This is a genomic window from Curtobacterium sp. TXMA1, assembly GCF_020162095.1.
Lineage (GTDB): Bacteria > Actinomycetota > Actinomycetes > Actinomycetales > Microbacteriaceae > Curtobacterium.
The window spans coordinates 2,587,994-2,603,995 of record NZ_CP083910.1 but is presented as its reverse complement, the minus strand read 5'-3'; the positions used below and the strand labels follow the sequence as shown (position 1 = coordinate 2,603,995).

At 72.5% G+C, this 16,002-nt stretch carries 15 protein-coding genes and 1 tRNA gene; 10 read left to right on the top strand and 6 right to left on the bottom strand.

The genetic code is table 11. The features are described 5' to 3' along the window. Nucleotides 1–37 precede the first annotated feature (37 nt). The 10 genes from LCG91_RS12305 (at nt 38) to LCG91_RS12260 (ending at nt 9,898) form a co-directional block, all read left to right on the top strand. Nucleotides 38–110, top strand: a tRNA-Arg gene (locus tag LCG91_RS12305). Between the two features lie 331 nt (nt 111–441). Further along, entirely contained in the window at nt 442–1,833 is a 1,392-nt protein-coding gene (locus LCG91_RS12300) for a purine-cytosine permease family protein (protein ID WP_224441533.1), read from the top strand. 209 nt (nt 1,834–2,042) lie between these two features. After that, a complete protein-coding gene (locus tag LCG91_RS12295; RefSeq protein ID WP_224441532.1) occupies nt 2,043–3,599 on the top strand; it encodes a hydantoinase/oxoprolinase N-terminal domain-containing protein in 1,557 nt (518 codons plus the stop codon). Continuing rightward, nucleotides 3,596–4,744 carry a DUF917 domain-containing protein gene (locus LCG91_RS12290; RefSeq protein ID WP_224441531.1) on the top strand — a complete coding sequence of 383 codons (1,149 nt, stop codon included), beginning with the start codon at nt 3,596–3,598 and terminating at the stop codon, nt 4,742–4,744. The genes LCG91_RS12295 and LCG91_RS12290 overlap by 4 nt, the downstream gene beginning before the upstream one ends. Then, complete coding sequence (locus LCG91_RS12285) at nt 4,741–5,856, top strand: DUF917 domain-containing protein (protein ID WP_224441530.1); 1,116 nt, start codon at nt 4,741–4,743, stop codon at nt 5,854–5,856. The genes LCG91_RS12290 and LCG91_RS12285 overlap by 4 nt, the downstream gene beginning before the upstream one ends. A 28-nt stretch (nt 5,857–5,884) precedes the next feature. Next, nucleotides 5,885–6,967 carry a DUF917 domain-containing protein gene (locus tag LCG91_RS12280; RefSeq protein ID WP_224441529.1) on the top strand — a complete coding sequence of 361 codons (1,083 nt, stop codon included), beginning with the start codon at nt 5,885–5,887 and terminating at the stop codon, nt 6,965–6,967. Next, nucleotides 6,964–8,490, top strand: a complete 1,527-nt coding sequence (locus tag LCG91_RS12275; RefSeq protein WP_224441528.1) for a PucR family transcriptional regulator — start codon at nt 6,964–6,966, stop codon at nt 8,488–8,490. The genes LCG91_RS12280 and LCG91_RS12275 overlap by 4 nt, the downstream gene beginning before the upstream one ends. A gap of 72 nt (nt 8,491–8,562) precedes the next feature. Then, nucleotides 8,563–8,943 (top strand): hypothetical protein, encoded by a 381-nt coding sequence (locus tag LCG91_RS12270; protein ID WP_224441527.1) that lies wholly within the window; start codon nt 8,563–8,565, stop codon nt 8,941–8,943. 96 nt (nt 8,944–9,039) lie between these two features. Next, nucleotides 9,040–9,480, top strand: a complete 441-nt coding sequence (locus LCG91_RS12265; RefSeq protein WP_152999123.1) for a hypothetical protein — start codon at nt 9,040–9,042, stop codon at nt 9,478–9,480. Then, nucleotides 9,473–9,898, top strand: coding sequence for a hypothetical protein (locus LCG91_RS12260; protein WP_058729681.1), 426 nt, complete (start codon nt 9,473–9,475; stop codon nt 9,896–9,898). Before LCG91_RS12265 ends, LCG91_RS12260 begins: the two co-directional genes overlap by 8 nt. Nucleotides 9,899–9,925: 27 nt before the next feature. Here the strand turns inward: LCG91_RS12260 and LCG91_RS12255 are convergent, their stop codons facing one another. The 6 genes from LCG91_RS12255 to LCG91_RS12230 all read right to left on the bottom strand — a co-directional run bounded on the left by LCG91_RS12255 (nt 9,926) and on the right by LCG91_RS12230 (nt 15,978). Beyond that, entirely contained in the window at nt 9,926–10,567 is a 642-nt protein-coding gene (locus LCG91_RS12255; protein WP_224441526.1) for a pyridoxal 5'-phosphate synthase, read from the bottom strand. Then, nucleotides 10,564–11,520 (bottom strand): creatininase family protein, encoded by a 957-nt coding sequence (locus LCG91_RS12250; protein ID WP_224441525.1) that lies wholly within the window; start codon nt 11,518–11,520, stop codon nt 10,564–10,566. Before LCG91_RS12250 ends, LCG91_RS12255 begins: the two co-directional genes overlap by 4 nt. After that, the gene (locus LCG91_RS12245) at nt 11,517–12,902 is read right to left on the bottom strand and encodes an FAD-binding oxidoreductase (protein ID WP_224441524.1); all 1,386 of its coding nucleotides are present in this window, start codon (nt 12,900–12,902) and stop codon (nt 11,517–11,519) included. The genes LCG91_RS12250 and LCG91_RS12245 overlap by 4 nt, the downstream gene beginning before the upstream one ends. A gap of 107 nt (nt 12,903–13,009) precedes the next feature. Beyond that, the gene (locus tag LCG91_RS12240; RefSeq protein ID WP_224441523.1) at nt 13,010–14,197 is read right to left on the bottom strand and encodes an ABC transporter substrate-binding protein; all 1,188 of its coding nucleotides are present in this window, start codon (nt 14,195–14,197) and stop codon (nt 13,010–13,012) included. 120 nt (nt 14,198–14,317) lie between these two features. Then, nucleotides 14,318–15,187: an ABC transporter permease gene (locus tag LCG91_RS12235; RefSeq protein ID WP_137767968.1), complete on the bottom strand. Its 870-nt coding sequence runs from the start codon at nt 15,185–15,187 to the stop codon at nt 14,318–14,320. Continuing rightward, a complete protein-coding gene (locus LCG91_RS12230; protein ID WP_224441522.1) occupies nt 15,187–15,978 on the bottom strand; it encodes an ABC transporter ATP-binding protein in 792 nt (263 codons plus the stop codon). Before LCG91_RS12230 ends, LCG91_RS12235 begins: the two co-directional genes overlap by 1 nt. Nucleotides 15,979–16,002: the final 24 nt, after the last annotated feature.

Below are 16,002 nucleotides of genomic sequence, written 5' to 3'. Positions count from 1 at the left end.
CACGGCCGCAAGGCCAGCATCGGTCGAAAGACCGGATGCGCTCGTAGCTCAATGGATAGAGCATCTGACTACGGATCAGAAGGTTGGGGGTTCGAGTCCCTTCGAGCGCACACCTGAGAAGGCCCCGTCGCACTGCGGCGGGGCCTTCGTCGTTCCCGGACGCTCTCGTGTCGAACCACGGATCCGACATCGAGCCAGGCCGGGTGGCTGGTTCGATGTCGGACGAGCGGTTCGAACCACGAACCACGAACCACGAACCACGAACCACGAACCCGCGAGCTCGCCGAGCTGGCGGCCGCACTCCCAGGCGGGGCCCTGTGCACACTGCACGGATTCACCTGCCCGTAACGACATCCTGCACGTTCACCCGCTCCTGGGTCGTCACTACGGTTGCCGCAACCCGGTCGCCCCGACCGGCACCCCTTCCCCCAGGAGCATCCGATGGCCAGTGCAGCGTCAGCACCACCAGCCCCGTCCGTCGTCGTCGACGACCACTCCCTGTCCCGTGTCCCCGCCTCCGCCCGCTACGGCTGGTTCCAGGTCGCGGTGCAGCGGTTCGGGCAGATCTCCGCCCTGTCCCAGTTCCTGCTCGGCGCCACACTCGGGTTCGGCATGGGCTTCTGGCAGGCGTTCTGGGCGATCACCCTCGGTGCCGTGATCCTGGAGATCGTGTCGGTCTTCGTCGGCATCATCGGCATGCGCGAGGGTCTCAACACGTCGGTCATCGCGCGGTGGACCGGCTTCGGCAAGGCCGGCTCGGCGCTCGTCGGGCTGGCGATCGGCCTCAGCCTGATCGGCTGGTTCGGCATCCAGTCGGGCGTCTCCGCCGCCGGCCTCGTCGCGATCCTGCCGATCCTGCCCGCGTGGGCGTGGTCACTCGTGTTCGGCCTGCTCGTGACGGCGATCGTGCTCCGCGGCTTCCACTCGATGCAGTGGCTCGCGAACATCACGGTGCCGCTCTTCCTCATCCTGGTCGGCTGGGCCGTGACGGTCGAGCTGAGCCGGCACTCGATCGCTGAGCTCGCCGCGAAGGCCCCGGCCGGCCCCGAGCTGAGCTTCGTCGCCGGCACCACGCTCGTGGCAGGCGGGTTCATCGTCGGCGCGGTCATCACGCCCGACATGACGCGCTTCAACCGCTCCGTCGGCGACGTCGTCAAGCAGACCGCGCTCGGCGTCACGCTGGGGGAGTACGTCATCGGGCTCGCGGGTGTGCTGCTCGCCCACGCCGTCGGGTCGTCCGACATCACGCGGGTCATCACCTCGAGCGTCGGCTGGGTCGGCATCCTCGTGATCCTGCTCGGCACGTTCAAGATCAACGACTGGAACATCTACAGCTCGAGCCTCGGCGTCACGAACTTCATCGACGTGGTGTTCGGCCGCAAGGTGAACCGCGGTGTCGTCACCCTCGTGCTCGGTGTCGTCGGGTCGGTCCTGGCGGCGGTCGGGTTCCTCGACGCGTTCACCCCGTTCCTCATCGTGCTGGGCGTCGTGTTCCCGCCGATCGCCGGGATCATGGTCGCCGAGTACTTCGTCGTGAAGCGCTGGCGCCGTGAGCTCAGCGAGAGCGAGGGGCTGCCGGCGACCAGTCCGACGTGGGTCCCGGCGACGCTCGTCATCTGGGCCGTCGCGGCACTGGTCGGCTACTTCGTGACCGTCGGCATCCCGTCGATCAACTCCGTCGTCATCGCCTTCGTGCTCTACGTGATCGCCGGCAAGGCCGGGTGGGTCCGCGGGGTCGGGGTCAGCCGCACCGAGCAGGCTCCGGCAGCGGTCGGCGACGCCACGACGAGCGAGGCCCCGGCGGCCGCGCCCGCCCCCGCGCCGGCGCCCTGAAGCCGGCGGTCGGCGTCCCCCCTGCCGACCGCCCCCTCGTCGCCGGCCGTGCCGTGGCCCCCTGATCCGGACACGGCACGGCCGGCCCGACACCCGCTCCAGCACCACCCGAGCACGCACCACCCGCTCCGACACCACCCGAGCACGCACCACGAGCACGCACCACCAGCACGCTCCACCACCACCCGCACCACCCCGAGAGGAACCCCATGCGCATCGGCATCGACGTCGGCGGCACGAACACGGACGCCGTCCTGATGGACGGCAGCACGGTCGCCGCGGCCGTGAAGCGGTCGACGACCCAGGACGTCACGTCCGGCATCGTCGCCGCCCTCGCCGGCCTGCGCGAGCAGCGCGACTTCACCTCGGCGGACATCGACGGCGTGATGATCGGCACCACCCACTTCATCAACGCGCTCATCGAGGCCCGCGGGCTCGCCCCGACCGCCGCGGTCCGCCTCGGCCTGCCGGCGACCGCGTCCCTGCCGCCCTTCACCGACTGGCCCAGGCACCTGGTCGGCGCCGTGCAGGGTCGGGCGTTCCTGGCGCACGGCGGTCACGAGTTCGACGGGCGGGTCATCTCAGAGCTCGACGCGGACGAGCTGAAGCGGCACGCCGAGGCGATCGGCGCCGCCGGCATCCGGTCGGTCGCGATCTCGTCGGTGTTCTCCCCGATCAACGACGAGTTCGAGCAGCGGGCGCAGGACGTCATGGCCGCCGAGCTCGGTCAGGACGTCGCGTTCTCGCTGTCGAGCGAGATCGGTCGGATCGGACTGCTCGAGCGCGAGAACGCCACGATCATCAACGCCGCGCTCCGTGAACTCGCCGAACGCATCGTCGACGGACTGTCCGGGTCCGTCGCGGGCAGCGGCATCGACGCGCCCCTGTTCCTCAGCCAGAACGACGGAACGCTCATGGACGTCGAGTACGCCCGTCGGTACCCGGTCGCCACCTTCGCCTCCGGACCGACGAACTCGATGCGCGGCGCGGCCGTGCTGTCCGGCTTCGACACCTGCGCGGTCGTCGACGTCGGCGGGACCACGAGCGACGTCGGCGTGCTGGCCGGTGGGTTCCCGCGCGAGGCCACCGGCGAGGTCGCCGTCGCCGGCATCCGGACGAACTTCCGGATGCCCGACGTGCTGTCGATCGGCATCGGGGGCGGCTCGCGCATCCGCGAGGACGGCGCCCTGGTCGGACCGGACTCGGTCGGCTACCGGCTCACCGAGGAGGGGCTCGTGTTCGGCGGCGACACCCTGACCGCGACCGACGTGGCCGTCCGCGGCGGTCGGGGCGCCATCGGGGACACCTCCCGCGTCGCCGGGGTGCCGGCCGAGGTCGCCGAGCGAGCCCTCGCGGTGATCGCCGAGCGCGTCGCCGACGTCGTTGAGCGCATGCGCACCTCGTCGGACCCGCTGCCCGTGGTCGCGGTCGGCGGCGGCTCCGTCCTGCTGCCGGACACCCTGCCCGGACTCGGCACCGTGCACCGGCCCGAGCACTACTCCGTGGCCAACGCCATCGGTGCCGCGATCGCCCAGGTCTCGGGCGAGGTCGACAAGGTCTACGCCATCAGCGACGGCAAGCGGTCCGCTGTGGTCGACGAGGCCCGGCAGGAAGCGGTCGACCGTGCCGTCGCCGCGGGTGCGGACCCGTCCAGTGTCGCGATCGTCGACTTCGACGAGGTCCCGATCCCGTACCTGCCCGGCAACGCCACCCGGATCCGCGCGAAGGCCGTCGGCGACCTCGCGCTCGGGGCGCTGGTCCGATGACGACGACGGTCACTGCCCCCGTCACCGACACGCGTCCGGTCCCCGTCCGTCCGCTCACCGAGATCGGTGCGGACTGTTCCGCGCTGGCCCGCGGCGCCGCCGTCCTCGGCACGGGCGGCGGCGGCGACCCGTACATCGGCCGCCTGCTCGCCGAGGCCGCGGTCCGCGAGCACGGCCCGGTGCCGGTCGTGCAGGTCGCGGACCTGCCCGACGACGCCGTGGTGCTCAACGTCGCCATGATCGGCGCGCCGACCGTGATGGTGGAGAAGCTGCCGTCCGGCGCGCAGTTCGCCGAGGCGATCCGCAGCCTGGCGACCCACCTCGGCGTCACGCCGACGCACGTCGCCTGCATCGAGGTCGGTGGCGTCAACTCCACCAGCCCGATCGTCGCCGCCGCCGAGCTCGGTCTGCCGCTCGTGGACGGCGACGGCATGGGCCGTGCCTTCCCCGAGGTCCAGATGGTCCTGCCGACGCTGTCCGGCATCAGCGCGACCCCGATGGCACTCGCCGACGAGAAGGGCAACACCGCCGTCTTCGCCACCGTCGACAACCGGTGGGCGGAACGGCTCGCCCGCACCGCGACGGTCGAGATGGGCTGCTCCGCGATCACGGCGCAGTACGCGATGTCCGGCGCCGAGCTCAAGCAGTCGTACGTCCGCGGCAGTCTGTCGCTCAGCGTCGCGATCGGCGAGGCCCTCGTCGACGCCCGTGCCGCGAACGAGGACCCCGTCGTCGCCGTCACCGCGGTGCTCGGCGGGACCGTCGTGTTCGAGGGCAAGGTCGCCGACGTCGAACGCAAGACCGTCACCGGCTTCGCCCGCGGCACCGCCCGCATCGCCGGCTCCGGCAGCGACACCGGCCTGGAGGCCGTGCTTCGGTTCCAGAACGAGCACCTGCTGGTCGAGGTGGCCGGGTCCGTCCGCACCACCACCCCCGACCTGATCGTCACCCTGGACGCCGAGACCGGCGAACCGATCACCACCGAGGGGCTGCGGTTCGGCGCGCGCGTCCGGATCGTCACCGCCCCGGCCGACCCACGCTGGCACACACCGGCTGGCCTCGCGCTCGCCGGACCCCGCTACTTCGGCTACGACACCCCGGCGGTCCGCCACGACGGCACCGTCAGCGAGGGAGAACACGCATGAGCTGGACCATCGACGTCGACGACCTGCCCGACCTCGCCCGCGGCGCCGCGCTGCTCGGCACCGGTGGTGGCGGCGACCCGCTCATCGGGATGCTGCTCGTCAAGGCGGCCATCGAGGAGCACGGCCCGGTGACGGTCCTCGACCCGTCCGAGGTGCCGGACGACGCCCTCGTCATCCCCACTGCGCAGATGGGCGCCCCGACCGTCGTGCTCGAGCGCCTGCCGGCGGGTCCGGAGCCGCTCGGCGCCCTCCGGCGGCTCGAGGCGCACCTCGGCCGGACCGCCACGGCGACGATGCCGATCGAGTGCGGCGGCATCAACTCGATGATCCCGCTGCTCGTCGGCGCCACCGGCGGCCTGCCCGTCGTGGACGCGGACGGGATGGGCCGTGCGTTCCCCGAGCTGCAGATGGAGACGTTCTCGGTGTACGGGGTGCCCGGGTCCCCGCTCGCGATCAGCGACGAGAACGGCCACGGTGTCGTCATCGACACCGGGCACGACAACCGGCAGATGGAGTGGCTCGCCCGCGGCGTGACGATCCGGCTCGGCGGTGTCGCGTACATCGCCGAGTACGCGATGACCGGCAGCCAGGTCCGCGCGACCGCGGTGCCCAGGACGCTGTCCCTGGCGCTCTCGGTCGGGCGTGCGATCCGCCGCGCACGCGAGGAGCACCGCGACCCCGTGGAGGGACTCGCCGAGGCGTTCGGGCAGACGATCTACACGCACCTGCGCGAGCTGTTCGACGGCAAGGTCGTCGACGTGGAGCGCCGCACGGTCGACGGGTTCGCGAAGGGTCGCGCGGTCGTGCAGGGTGCCGACGGCTCCGAGCTCGAGATCGCCTTCCAGAACGAGAACCTCGTCGCCCGACGGGACGGCCGCTTGGTCGCCGTCGTGCCCGACCTGATCTGCGTCCTCGACGCGGAGACCGCCGAACCGATCACCACGGAGCGGCTGCGCTACGGCCAGCGCGTCCGGGTGATCGGGGTCTCGACGCCGGACCTGATGCGCACCCCCGAGGCCCTCGCGGTCTTCGGTCCGTCGTGCTTCGGTCTGGACGACGCGTTCGTCCCCGTCGAGCAGCTGCACGAGCGCACCCCGGTGGGGGCGCGCTGACCGGCGCCGATGCGCGAGGATCGCTGGTGTGCACCGTGGTGAGCAGCGTGACGGGGTCGTGACGGGCCTCCAGGCCGACGACGTCGACGACTTCGCGCGCGGCACCGCGCTCCTGGGGTGCGGTGGTGGCGGTCAGGTCGACCACACGGCGCACGCGCTCCGGCGCGCGCTCGGGACCGGCGGGGTGCCCGTCGTCCCGGTCGACGCCCGTCTCGGCGCGGTGGTGGCCGTCGGACTCGTCGGCTCCACCACGGTGCTCGAGGAGAAGACGCCGAGCGGGCGGGAGCTGCCCGACGCGCTCGCCGCCGTCGAGCGCTGGACCGGCCGGCGGGCCGACGCGGTCGTCGCCGCGCAGATCGGTGGCGTCACCGGGCCGGCTGCGGCGCTCACGGCGCACGCGGCGGGACTGCCGCTCGTCGACGCGGACCTGGTCGGTCGGGCGACGCCGCGCATCGACCAGCTGTCCCTGTTCGTCGACGCGCTGCCGGTGGTCACCGCGGCGGCGGTGACGTCGAGCGGCCTGCGCATCGTGGTCGACACGGCCGATGCCCGCGACCTGGAGACCGTGTGGCGCGAGGCGGTGTCGCACAGCGGCGGGTGGGCGGCGTTCGCGGTCGGCCCGGTCGACGCCGAGGTGCTCGCCGGACGCTGCATCCCGGGGAGTGTCGACCGGGCCCTGCGCGCCGGTCGCGCCTGCGCGGCGTCGGCCGGGGTCGAGGACCTCGTCCGCGGGCTCGAGGGCGCGCGTGTCGTCGCCCGCGGCCGCGTGCTCGACGTGCAGCGCAGCGGTGACGTCGTCGCCTTCGTGCACGGGTCGATGGCGATCCGCGACGCGGCGACCGGAGCTGTCGTCCGGGTCGAGGCGGGCAGCGAGTGGGTGCACTGCCTGGTGGACGGCGAGCCGGTCGCGAGCACGCCGAGCTGCATCGTCGTCGTCGACGCGCGCTCCCTGCGCCCCGTCGCCACGGAGCGGGCACGGGTCGGGGACGAGCTCGCCGTGCTCGTGCTGCCCGGCGCACCGTGGTGGTGGGCGACGCCGGACCGGACGGCGCGCGTGTCGCCGCGGGCGTTCGGGATCGACGCCGACGTCGTGCCGGAGGTCGGGGCGTGATCCCGGTCGCCGAGTTCCTGCCCCTGCTGCCGGATGGTACTGCGCTGCTCGTCGGACCGGCGTCGGGCACGGTCGCCACCGTCCGCGGCATCGTCGGCCCACCCGAGCACGTCGGTCGGCTGCTCGGGACGGGGGACGGAGCTGTCGTCCTGCTCACCCCGGTCGAACGGTTCGACGCGCGCTTCGACGTGCTGCTCCGTCGCGCGGCGGCCGCCGGGGTCCCCGTGCTCCTCGTCGGGACCGTCGACGGCACGCCGCGGCCGGGAGCCGGCACCGCCGCCCTCGCCGAGCGACTCGGCGTGGCGGTGGTCGTCACGCCGGATCCGTGGGCGGCCTCGGTCCGGGTGCACGAGCTCATCGGGTCGGGCGATGCGCCCGCTGCCCGCGCCGCCGTCGTCGCGGCGCGCGTCGGGCTCGACGCCGGGCCCGCCCTGGACGAGCTGTTCGCGCGGCTCGAGCGCGAGCTCGGCCACGCGGTCCGGTTCCTCGACGCGTCGGGGCGCCCCCTGCGCGGAGCGGGCGTCGCACCGGCGACCGCCGCACTGCTCGCTCGCACGGTGGGGACGAGCGAACCGGTCTGGGCGACCGACGACCGCGAGACCGTCGTGGCCGTGCCCGTCCCGACCGGCATCGGACCGCGCGCGTGGCTCGCGGTGGGGACCACGACGCCGCTGCGCGCAGAACGGGCGGTGCTGGCGACCGCGCTCCGGGTGGCGGCGGTCGCGGCCGGCCACCGGCTCGTGCTCACCCGGCTCGACGACGAGCGCGACGCCCGCTACCGGATGGCGATGCTCGACGACCTCCGTACCGCCGACGGAGCGCCCGCCCCGCCCCTGGTGCAACGGACCATCGCCGCCGGGTGGGAGCTGGACGCCTGGCACGTCGGCGTCCGGCTCGTCGCACGGGGCCCGGTCGACGCCGTGGCGCTGCGGGGCGAGGTCGAGACGGCCTTCGGCGGGCACGGACTCGACGTCGTGGTCGTGGAGCAGACCGACGGGTGGGCTGTGTGGTCCTCGACGCCCGACGAACCCGATCGTGCCGCGGTCGCCGCGGTCGCCGCCTCGGTCCGGGCGGCGCAGAACGCCCTGCGCTCCGCGGTCGACACGAACGCCGGTGTCGGCAGCGTGCACGCCGGTCCGGCGGGACTCGTGCGGACGCTCGGCGAGGCGGGTGACGCCGTCCGCCTGGCCGCCGCGCGTCCGGAGTCGGGCTTCTTCGTGCACGTCGACCGGCTCGGGCTCGCGCAGCTGCTGCTCGCGTGGACGCAGACGGACACGTTCCTGCCCGCGGCGGAGCAACTCCTCGCGCCGCTGGAGCGCGGGGGTGGGGCGCTCCGCTCGACCCTCGCGGCGTTCCTCGACGCGGAGTCCTCGGTCGCAGAGACGGCCGCGGTGCTCGGGGTGCACCGCAACACCGTGGCGGACCGCATCGACCGGGTGCAGCGGCTGCTCGGAGTGGACCTCGGCGACCCGGAGACCCGGCTCGCGCTGCACCTGGCGACGCGGGCGCTCGGCGGGGCGTAGCGCCGGGGCCGCGACGCGCGCTCCGTCGTCGCCGGGCTGTACGGCCGGCGCGGCGTCCGGCACGATGAGGGCATGAGGAGCCGCACCGTCGCGGCCACGGCCGTCGTGGTGGTGCTCGTCGCGCTCACCGGGTGCACGCGGCAGCAGACCGCGTTCGACGGGGTCGCGCGGGCGGCGTGCGAGACGAAGGTGGGGCCGGCGATCGTCGCGTGGTGGCGGGACGAGTACGGGATGACTCCGTGGAAGGTGGTCGACACCCGCTCGACGGGCGTCGAGCAGGGTGCGGGCGGAAGGGGTGGGGCGGCATCGGCCTCCGTCACGGGCGAGTCGGCCGTGCAGCGCGACGAGCGTGGGCCGGTGACGGAGCCGGTCGCCTGGTCGTGCTCGGTACAGACCTCGGCCGACGATCCGTCGTCGGTGTCGGCGACGATCCAAGAGATCACGCTGCGCTGACGTCGATTCGCGTGCCGTGCCGTGCCGTGCCGCGCAGCACCGTGCGTGCATACAGACTCCTGGCCGATCCGCTCGAGCCGCCGTTAGCGTTCCGGCATGATCCGGCGCACGCAGCGAGCACGACGGGACCAACGTCGCGCTCACGAGGAGATGTCGGCGGGTCTCGACCACCAGGATCGCGGCCAGTACCGCCCGCCCCATCGTGACGACTGCTCCGAGCGTTCCTGGTTCCAGAGTGTGGATGATGCTGACACGATCCGGATCGACCATCGATTGTTCCGCTGCAACGGCAAACTCGTCGACTTCGCGATCGTGGTACTCGCGGTCGATCTCGACGGGCGGTGGGTCGAACGTGCGCGGGCAGACTGTTGTCACGGGCATGTCCACCTCCACCACACGAACGGTTCGGTCTCGTCGATCGCGCCGTTGCACCGCGTCGAGGACGTCGACAGGTCCTTCGAGCAGGCATCGGACCGCGTCTTCGAGTACGCCATTACAATCCGGGACATGAAGGGCAGGCGCGAGCACGATGCATGAACTCGACGCGTTCCGTCGGGAAGTCGATCGCTCTCTGGCGGTCGGCCGCTTTGCGGAGATCGAACTCGAGGTCGTCGACGTCGAGGGACGTTCGCCGGTGGTGGTCGCGCTCGAGGACGAACGGCTTCCGGTGCTCCTCCGTCGCATCGAGGCAGTGGGTGGGTTCGCCAACGTCTTCGTCAAGACGCGCGACGGTGTTCGGCGAGTGTCGGTCATGGACGTCGACGGTGTGCTCGACGTGCGCGACGCCGACGACATGCGCCGCACGGTCGATCAGCCGAGCGCTGACAGTTCTGTCGGAGTGTTCGTCGACTACCTCGCGGCGCGGACCGCTGGCGTGGTGTTGCCAGCGCGCTTGGCGTCAGCATCGATGAACGCCCTGCCGGCTCGTCAGGTGGAGATCGTCCGGCCGGCCTGATCCGGCACGCGCGTTGCCTCTGGTCGGTCAGCCGGGCCAGGACTCCTGGGACCACCTACCGCCTGGGTGGCGCTCGTAGGCGAGCCGGTTGCTCGCGGCATCGGTCGCGCCCCGCCACAACAGCATCCGCACCGGCGTGAGCGCGAACCCGGCCCACGTCGACGGCGGTCCCAGGTCGGCGCCCGGCCGCTCGTGCTCGAACGCCGCCCAGAGCTCCCGCCGGCGCGCGGGGGTGTCGGCCGCGGCCTCGTGGTCGTTCACCCACGCCAGCACCTGCAGGTACCGGGTCCGGGCGGCGTACGCGGTGCGGGCCTCGGCGTCGGTGACGGGTGCCACGTCCCCGACGACCACGAGCTGCCGCGCGGCCTCGGGCCAGACGAGGGTGACGGCGGCGCGGGGGAGTGCGGCGAGCTCGGCGGCCTTCCGGCTCCGGCTGTCGGTGTGGAAGTGCAGGCGCTCCCCGTCGAAGCACGACAGCAGCACGGTCCGGGCGGCGGGGTAGCCGTCGAGGCCGAGTGTGGACAGGGTCATGGTCGGACCGGGGCCGTCCTCGGCGGACGGCAACCACGACGCCGCCAGGACGAGCGGGTCGGCCGGGGCAGCGGCAGCGTCGTGCTGCGCGGCGGCAGCGTCGTCGGCGGCTGCCGCCTGCCCCGGCAGGACGGTCACGGCACCGCCACCACGTCCGCCGCGAGCGGACCGGCAGTGCCGGCACCGGCACCGGCACCGGCACCAGCACCGGCACCGGCACCAGCACCCGCGCCCACGGCACCCGCGCCGGCAGCACCCGCGCCGGCACCGATCGCAGACTTCGCGGCCGCCGGGTCGAACCGGGCGATCTCGTGCAGGGATGCCACGGCCTCGTCGAGCGACAGGTCCCACAGTGCCTGCCCGTAGGCCGCGGTCGCGCGGCTCGCGTCCCCGACGACCCCAGGCGTCCCGAAGTCGTTCGACAGCCACCCGAAGGACACCGGCCCGCCGTTGAAGCGGATCTTCTCGAACTCCGCCAGGTGGTCCGGTACCCACCGCTCCGCGAGCGACATGTCCACCAGGTCGGGCCGCAGGTGCAGGATCATCGACGTCTCCGCCGCTCCGCCGTGGATCCCGAGCCCGCGCTCGTCGGCGTCCTCGCCGGACGGGCCGGGCATCCGCGCGAGCGTCGGCATCAGGAACGTCTTCAAGCCGTACCGCTTCCGGATCTCCCGCAGGGCGACCTGCAGCAGGGCGACGTTCCCGCCGTGCCCGTTCGCGAAGACGAGCGACCCCGCACCCGTGAGTGCCACGGCCCGGCCGATCTGCACCGCGGTGTCGAACATCGTGGACTCGTCGAGCCACACGGTGCCCGGCGCCCAGCTGTGCTCGTCCGACTTCGTGAACGCCAGCGTCGGCAGCTGCCAGACGTCGAGGCCCTCGGCAGCGGCGCGTTCGACGGCCGCGCCGCCGATGTGGTCGGCGAGCAGGAAGTCGGTGGAGAGCGGCAGGTGCGGACCGTGGTGCTCGACGGCACCGGTCGGCTGCACGACGATCGAGTCGGGACCGATCCCGGCGGCGACCGCCGGACCCGACAGCTCGGCGAGCAGTCGCGAGCGGACAGCCGCACCGGGGCGCGCCGCGCCGCTCACTTGCCGAACCCCGGCACGACGGGCTGCGCCGACGCGGTCGAGCCACCGCTGTCGACGAGCGACGGGTCGATGACGTGGCCCGGGTTGAGCAGCCCCTCGGGGTCGGTGCGCCGCTTCAGCGCCACGAGCTCCTCGACACCGTGGTCGACGTAGTACTGGTGCGGGCTGTGCACCCGGACGCCCAGGTCACGGAGCACCGGGTACCCGGCGTAGACGTCCTCGGCCCTGGTGTAGGGCGCGGTGAGCATGCCGATCGGGCCGACGTGCGCCGCCTCGATGTGCAGCATGCCGCCCGGGTAGACCGCCTCGACCTCGGCGATCCGGTCGATGAGCGCCTCGCCGCCGACCTCGACGTGGAAGTACTCGGTGTCCGGGGTGTTCCGCTTCAGCCACCAGATCGGGTGGTTGTAGGACAGCATCGACACCTTGGTGGTCTGCTGCAGGCCCTCGCGGACGTCGGACACGGTGCCGCCGGCCTGGTCGATCAGGGTGCGGGCCTCGTCGAGCACGACGTCGTCGATGATCGCGCGCAGGCTCGCACGGTCGTCCGGGATCGCCGTGTCCGACGGCAGGGTCGCGGCGACCTCGGCCCGGTCTGCGCTGACGAGTCGCGGCACGGGGTCGAGCCCGCGCAGGGTCCGGACCGCGACGAGGGCGTCCTCGAAGGTCGGGAACGACGCGTACACCGCGCGCCACTCCTGCAGCGGCTCGAGCCGGACGGTCGCCCGGGCGATGACGCCGGCGGTGCCGTAGGTGTGCACGAACGGCTGTGCCTCGTCACCCTCGACGTGGAGCAGCTCGTCCGAGCCGGGCAGTGCCACGTCGAGCGCGGTGACGAACCCCTGCCAGTTCGAGCCGTGGGCGATCGAACCGGTGCCGCCGGACCCGCCGGACAGGAACCCGCCGATGGTGGACTGCGCGGTGGACGGGTACATCCACAGCTGCTGCCCGGCGGCCGCGGCGGCCTGCTCGAGGGCCACCATCGAGGCGCCGGCCTCGGCGGTGATCCAGCCGTTACCGACCTCGACGACGGCGCGCGCCCGCGAGGTGTCGAGGACGAGCCCGCCGTGCAGCGGGATGCCCTGGCCGTAGTTGCCGGTGCCCTTGCCGCGCGTGGTGACCGGGACACCGTGCCGGACGGCTGCTGCGAGCGTGGCGGCGACGTGCTCCGCGGACGCCGGGTACGCGACGAGGTCGGCGAGGCCCAGCGGCAGCTGTTCGCTGAGGATCGGGCTCATGGTCGCCTCGTCGACGGAGGCGCGGGCGCGGGTGCGCTCGTCGGCGCTGACGCCGCGTTCACCGAGCAGGTCGACGAGCTCGGCGCGGAGCGCCGCGAGCGCCTCGGCCGGGACGGTCGGGGAGGCGGGGGTGACGGTGGTCATGCTCACTCCTGTGGGGTGGGTGGTGCGGGAGACGACGGACGGGAGGCGCGACACACGACGTGTGCCGTGCCTCCCGTCCGGATGTGGTCGGCTCGGCCGACCCGCTGTCAGTTGCCCAGACCGATGGACTTGTCGAGGAACTCGTTCGTGTACAGGTCGGACGGCTTCAGGTCGCTCTTCACGTCACCGGTGCCGGCGAAGACCGGGGTGGCCTTCTCGATGAAGTCCTGCATGCGCTGCTCGTCCATCGAGCCGATGTAGCCGTCGGTGTCCTTCGCCATGCCGAGCTTCAACAGCTGCGACGCGGCGAACGCGCCGACCTTCGAGTCGTAGGTCCAGCCGTTGTTGTACTGCTGCACGAGCTGCGTGATGAGGTCGTTCGTCGCCTCGGGGGCCTTGAGGTAGTCGACATCAGCCTGCTGCATGACGGGGACGAGCTTCTGCAGGCAGGGCGTGAGCTTCGACAGGTCGCCGGTGCGGACGGACATGGCCTCGGGGTACGGGTTCCACCCGGTGCTCGAGACCGGCTTGTAGGCGACCTTCTTGCCCCAGGCGGCGACCTGGTTCTGGTAGATGTACGGCTCGGCGGTCGCGAAGCCCTGCTGTGCGTCCTTGCCGCCAGCCGAGACGAACTTCGACGGGGTGCCGTCGTAGCTGCCGTCGAGGACCTTCTTCGGCAAGATGCCGGACTGCTCGAGGTACGTCATGTACGCGGCACCGTTGAAGTAGCGGACGACGCCGCCGTTCTTCTCGAGCTCCTTGCCGAGGTCCTCGATGGAGTCGACGTCCGGGTAGGTCTTCGGGTCCCACATGATCGACATCGGGGACGAGTCGTTCTCGGCGAAGACGGCCGTGGTGGGCAGGTTGCCGGAGAACTGCACCTGCTCGTCGGTGGACATGTAGCCGAGGGTGATGTCCTTGTCCTGGTACATCTGCGACGCGACCTTCGTGTAACCGATCGCGGGGCCGCCGGCGCGGATCTCGAGCTTCACGCCGGTGCTCTTCCCGTTGGCGTACAGGTCGCCGGTGACGGTCTTGCCCGAGGCGTCGATCGACGGGTTCGGGCCGAGCATCTCGTACAGGTGGCCGTGCTCGCCCTCGGGGTTCCAGTCGGTCTGGACGACGACCGTCGCCGGGCAGACGTCGGAGAGGTCGATCGCGGGGCCGGTCGCGGCCTTCGCGCTGGCGCTCGACGCCGTGGTGCCGGCGGACGAGCCGGCGGCGCATCCGGTCAGGGCGAGGGCGGTCGCCGCGAGGGCTGCGGTGGCGACGCCGAGTCGGGTGGTGGTGCGCATGGAGGCTCCGTTCGTGGTGCGGGTCTCGTGGTGCTGTGGGTCGGGTGAGGGGACGGGAGGAAGGGGAGGGCGGGGGAGACCCGTGCCGCGGCGCACCGGGGGAGGCCGCCGTGACGCGGGTCAGCTGAAGTCGTGCCAGCGACCGACGGCCAGACGGCCGATCAGTCCGAACACGAGGAAGACGGCGACGCCGTACAGCGAGGCGATGATGATCGTCGCGTAGAGCTCCGGTCCCATCAGCCGCGAGGCGGTCACCTGGATGAGGACGCCGAGCCCGGGGTTGCCGCGCTGGAAGAACTGGTCGCCGACGATCGCGCCGATGACGCTGAGGCCGGCCGAGGTCCGGAGGCCGACGAAGATCGACGGCAGCGCGGCGGGGAACTGCAGCTTCACCAGCTGGGCGAACCGGCTCGCCCGCTGCAACCGGAAGAGCTCGCGCTGCCCACGGTCGGCTGACTGCAGCCCGAACAGGGTGTTCGACACCATCGGGAACAGGGCGATCATCACCGTGACGATGACCCGACTGGCGAACTCGTAGCCGAACAGGGCACCGATGAGGGGCACGAGCGCCAGGATCGGCACGCACTGCAGCACCACCGCGTACGGGTAGAGCGAGCGCTCGAGCCACTTCGCCTGCGCCATCGCCATCGCCCAGACGACGCCGATCACGATCGCGAAGCCGAGGCCGACGAGGGACACCACCGTGGTGCGACCGAGCGCGGACCACAGGTCGCTGCCGAAGGTCGAGGGCGATCCGTCGGGCATCGTGGGGGCGACGATCGCCTTCGCCACGAGGTGCGGGTAGGGCACCAGGAACGCGAGCCCCCGGACGTGGTCGTAGTAGGCGGCCGCGGCGTACCAGATGCCGACGAGCACGGCGAGGACGACGACGGGCTGCCACCAGGACACGCTCCGGCGGGAGCGCGGTGCGGTGCGGCGTGCGGCCGCTCGGACGGCGCGGGTCTCGGCGACCTCCTGCAGGGTGACCATCAGCGGTGTCCTTCCCGGAGCGCGTGCGAGACCTCGCCGACCAGTTCGGCGAACTCGGGGGTGAAGCGGATGTCGGGGTCGCGGGGCATCGGGAACGGCACGTCGAACCGGCCGACGATGCTGCCCGGGCGTCCCGACATGACGACGACCTCGGTGGACAGGTACACGGCCTCTGACACCGAGTGCGTGATGAACAGCCCGGCGAACTGCTGCTCGACGAAGAGCCGCAGGAGCTCGTCGTTCAGGCGCTCGCGGGTGATCTCGTCGAGGGCGCCGAACGGCTCGTCGAACAGGAACAGCTCGGGGTCGAGCGTCAGCGACCGGGCGAGCGAGACGCGCATCCGCATGCCGCCGGACAGCTGCTTCGGCAGGTTCGTCTCGAAGCCGTTCAGCCCGACCAGGTCGATCGCCCGCGCGGCCTTGGCGGCCCGTTCGGCCTTCGACACGTGCCCGAGCTCGGCGAGCAGCTCGACGTTGCCCTGCACGGTGCGCCACGGCAGCAGGGTCGCGTCCTGGAACACGTACCCGATCCGGTGGGCGGCGACGTCGGCGGTCCCGTCGGACGCCGACTCGAGGCCGGAGGCGATGCGGAGCAGGGTCGACTTGCCGCAGCCGGAGGGGCCGACGACGGAGACGAACTGCCCGCGGTCGACGGTGAGGTCGACGCCCTGCAGGGCGACGGTGCCGTTCGGGAAGGTCATCTCGACGTTCCGGAAGTCGAGCAGCGTGTCCGTCGTGGTGACGGGCGGCGGGGCGGTGGTGGTCACGGGCACCTCGGGTTCTCGGTTCACGGGTTCGTGGTGGTGGGGCGAAGG